The sequence below is a fragment of the Lutibacter sp. genome, from assembly GCF_041596795.1.
Taxonomy (GTDB): domain Bacteria; phylum Bacteroidota; class Bacteroidia; order Flavobacteriales; family Flavobacteriaceae; genus Lutibacter.
The window spans coordinates 1-4,550 of the sequence record NZ_JBFHHX010000195.1; the positions used below are offsets into that span (position 1 = coordinate 1).

Annotated in this window: 3 protein-coding genes; all 3 read right to left on the reverse strand. The window is 31.6% G+C overall.

Going from position 1 to position 4,550, the window contains the following annotated elements:
- Positions 1-2,700, reverse strand: a 2,700-nt coding sequence (gene aspS, locus ABY298_RS14950) for an aspartate--tRNA ligase (RefSeq protein WP_372746856.1), incomplete at its 3' end; no start/stop codon positions are given.
- Positions 2,700-4,097, reverse strand: a complete 1,398-nt coding sequence (locus tag ABY298_RS14955) for an amidase family protein (protein ID WP_372746857.1) — start codon at positions 4,095-4,097, stop codon at positions 2,700-2,702. The genes aspS and ABY298_RS14955, both read right to left, overlap by 1 nt.
- Positions 4,098-4,099: 2 nt before the next feature.
- Positions 4,100-4,354 (reverse strand): hypothetical protein, encoded by a 255-nt coding sequence (locus ABY298_RS14960; protein WP_372746858.1) that lies wholly within the window; start codon positions 4,352-4,354, stop codon positions 4,100-4,102.
- Positions 4,355-4,550 lie beyond the last annotated feature (196 nt).

Below are 4,550 nucleotides of genomic sequence, written 5' to 3' on the forward strand. Positions count from 1 at the left end.
AATTCCTGCTGCAATATCTTCACCTAAAAATTTAATAATTGGCGATTGTAATTCATTTTCATTTACAATAATATACGCTAAACCACCTAAACCGTTTTGTTGAGCTATTGAAGTTAAATTTTCAATTTGTCCTTTAGATAATCGCTTGTTACCTTGCTCTTTTGCTGAAACTTTAATGCATTTTACAATTCCACCATCTTCAATTGGTTTGCTAAATACCTGAAAAGTAGTGTCTTTAACAATATTGGTTATATCTTGTAATTGTAAACCAAAACGTAAATCTGGTCGGTCGCAACCGTATTTGTCCATAGCATCTTTGTAGGTAATTACTTCAAACGGACGTAAAATCCATTTGTTACCATACACTTTTTTAACTACTTCATTAAACATTTTTGTATTTAAATCTATAATTTGCTGCATACTTGCGTACGCCATTTCAATATCTAATTGTGTAAATTCTGGCTGACGATCTCCACGAGAATCTTCATCTCTAAAACAACGTGCAATTTGGAAATATTTTTCATAACCACTCACCATTAACATTTGTTTAAATTGTTGTGGCGCTTGCGGTAAGGTATAAAAGAAACCAGGTTGTTTACGTGTTGGAACAATAAATTCGCGCGCTCCTTCATCGGTTCCGGCACTTAAAATTGGCGTTTCAATTTCTAAGAAATTTTCTTCATCTAAAATGTCGCGCAATAATTTTATAACCTTGTGGCGATTTACAATTACACGTCTAACATCATCATTTCTATGATCTAAAAACTTGTATTGAAAACGAACATTTTCGTTTGTTTTTGTGGCTCTTTTTATTTCAAAAGGCAATGTTTTAGAAAGATTTAATATTTCTAATTCCGAAGTTTCTAATTCAATTTCACCAGTTCTTAAAGCAGTATTGTAATCATCGGCATTACGTTGTACTACAACTCCGGTAACCATAATTACAGATTCTGGTTTTAACTTTACCAATTCATCTAAATTAGGGAACGATTCTCTACTTAATCGAACCTGAAAAATTTCAGTACTTGAATCGCGTAAATCAATAAAAATTAATTCTCCGTGATCACGCACACTTGCAACCCAACCAGCTAAAGATATTTTTTCGTTGATATTTTTTTCTGATAAACTTGAAGTTAAATGCGTTCTGTAACTTTCTTTTATTACAATAGGAATTTCAGGTAAAACTTCTTCTTGTTCTTTTGATGATGAAGTTGCACCTTCTATTTTAGATTTTTGAGCTTCATTTTTTGAAGCTTGCATTTCATCAGCACCTAAAGCAGTTAAAATACCTTCTCTAATTACTTTTCCAGAAGCACCTTTTCCAATAATAGCAATTATTTTTCCAACTAAAATACCAGCTTTTCCTTGGTTTCCTGCTTTAATTTCATTGGCAATGGCTTCGTTTTCCGAAATTACTTTTTCAATAGCATTTTTAATTTGAGCTTCTGAAATAGTATTTTCATCAAAATATTTATTGTAATCAAAAGTTCTATCTTTTAAATAGGCTGTTATTGCATTTTGAACCAATACAACTGTAATTTTTTCAGCCTTAAATAACTGGAAAATTTCAATTAAATGGTTGATGTTGTTTATTTTAGAATATTCATCAGCATGAATATTGTTTACCAATGTTTTTGCAACAAATGATGGATCTTTAAGTACATTATTAATATCCATAAAAGTTTTAGAACGAATAGCATCTGCAGTAAAAAACTTTGCGTCTTGTGGTAAAACACCACCTTGAATTAAAATTGTTTCAACTGCATATGGCAATGCGCTTGTATCAACTTTAATTGCATCAACAGCATCTTTTATACTTACAAAAGGTAAATCTGGTTCCGAAATAAATCTATAATCGGCTTCAAATTCCTTTTTACGCATTGTTTTGGTTTGCTTTAAATCGGCATCCCATAAAACGGTGGTTTGATCTGGTCTAAACTCTTTATTCTCTTTGTAATAGTTAAATTGTTTTTCAACTTCTTCCTTTAAAGCTTCCACCATAAACTTAAACGAGTTTAAGTTTTTAATTTCAGTACGCGGATTTAAATCGTAGCTTCTTTTTTTACGAAGAGAAACCGAAACATCCGATTTAAATTCTCCTTTTTCAAGGTTTGCTTCAGAAATTCCTAAGTTTTGAACAATACGCTGGATGTATTGCGCGTAAATAGATGCATCTTCAATATTTCTAATACAAGGTTCCGTAACAATTTCAATTAAAGGCACGCCGGCTTTGTTAAAATCTACCAAACTCACTTTTTTCTCGTGCATTAATTTTGCAGCATCTTCTTCTATATGTACTTGCGTTAAATTTACGGTAAACTGAGAACCATCATTTCGGTAACAAGAAACTTGTCCGTCCGGAATAATAGGATTGTGAAATTGTGTAATTTGTATGTTTTTAGGATTGTCTGGGTATTCGTAATGTTTTCTATCCCAAGAGATTACTTCGTTAGAAAATGAAGAATCTACTGCTTTTCCAAAATAAATGGCTTTGGTTATAGCTTCTTTATTAATGGCAGGTAAAACTCCCATTTGACCAGTACAAACCGAACAAATGTTTTGGTTTGGTGTTTCAATTTCTTGATTTGGACAAGAACAAAACAACTTTGTTTTGGTATTTAATCGAACGTGCGTTTCTAGTCCAATTACCAATTCTAAATCGTGGGCCTTTATAGCCGCATTTAATTGCTCCAATTCCATTATATTGTATCTTTTAAGAAGTTAGCAAACTTCAATATCAATTCTTCGTTGTTTTTGGCTGCAGTAATTTGCAATCCAGTTTGTGTTCCTTGTGGTACAGTTAACGTTGGTAATTGTCCTAAACTAAAACCAACGGTGTAAGCATCAGATAAATACATTGCCAAAGGATCTTTTAAGCTATCACCAATTTTTGGTGGACTCATAGGTGTAACTGGCGATAAAATAATATCAACTTCTTCAAAATCTTTTGTAAAGTTTTCAGCAATTTGATCTCTAATAGCCAATCCTTTTAAGTAAATTTCATCAGAAAATCCTTGCGATAATACTTGGTTTCCTCCAACAATTCTTCGTTTTGTTTCTTCTGAAAAATTTTCTGAGCGTGTTACCGAATACGTTTCTTTTAAGTTTTCCGATTCAATTCTATTTCCATAATTTGTTCCATCTAATCGAGATAAGTTTGAAGCAGTTTCAGCCATTGCCAATGTGTAATATGTTGAAACTAAAATATCTGATGGAAAGAAATCTAATTCTTTTACTGTAATTCCTTTTGCTTTTATTTTATTAATAGCTGCTAAAAAATCTGCTTTTATTGTAGAATCAATAGCGTCGTTTTCAATAAAGTTTTTAAAATACCCAATTGTTTTTATGGTGTTTTTTAAAGTGGTTTCTTCACTTATTTCTGATGAAGTAATGGTTGTTTGATCTTTAGGATCTTTACCACTCATAACATTTAATAAAATACGAATATCTTCAATAGATTTTGCTAAAGGGCCAACACAATCTGTACTTGATGCGTATGCCATTAAACCGTAACGAGAAATACGTCCGTATGTTGGTTTTAATCCGTAAATATTGTTGTATCCTGCAGGTTGACGAATAGAACCTCCAGTATCTCCACCAATTGAAAAAACGGTGTAATCTAAAGCAACATTTACTGCAGATCCACCACTAGAACCTCCTGCAACTAAATTACGATTTACTGCATTTTTAACAGCACCAAAAATAGTATTTTCACTAGAGGAACCATGTCCAAAACTATCGCAGTTTTCTTTTACTAATGGAATAGCTCCAGCATCTAACAACTTTTGAATGGCTGTTGCAGTATAAGCCGATTTGTAATTTTTTAATAAATCTGAACTTGCAGTTGCAAAAGTTCCTTGCAACATATACACATCTTTAATTCCGAAGGGAATTCCTTCCAATAATCCAATTTCTTCACCTTTTTCAATTTTTGCATCCACTTTTTTAGCTAAATCTAGTGCTAAAGTGTTTAATAAAGAATTAACAGTATTGTGTGTGTTCTTTTTAAGTAGGTCTAATTTTTCTTGCACCAAAGCAGTACAAGTAATCTGTTTTGTCACCAATTGTTGGTGCAATTCTTTTATTTGAGATTCCATAGTTAGTCTTCTATAATTTTAGCAACTACTAGATAACCGTTTTTTTTGTTCGGAAAGTTTTCTATAATTAATTCTTTTTCAATAGCCGAACTTTCAACTACAATATCTTCTCTAAGGTCGTTTACAGACACGCAATTATAATTGACATTATTTAAAGAATTATTATTGGTATGTGCATTTTTAATCACATCAAATAATTTATTCACTGCCTCTGAGGGCTGCGCTCCTTTAATACTCGACAATATGTCGACTGTCATTATTTTACTCATGTCTTTATTTTTTTGTTTATATATTAAACGTCAAGTGTGCGAAATTACGAAAGTTTTAATTGGGATGCACTTTTTTTTTGTTGTTAACCTTGGTTAGAGCACCTTTAAAATAAGTATTTGCGTTAATTTTTACAATACTATTAAATGAATCCAATTCAAATATCTGTATTTTGAATTAAAGATA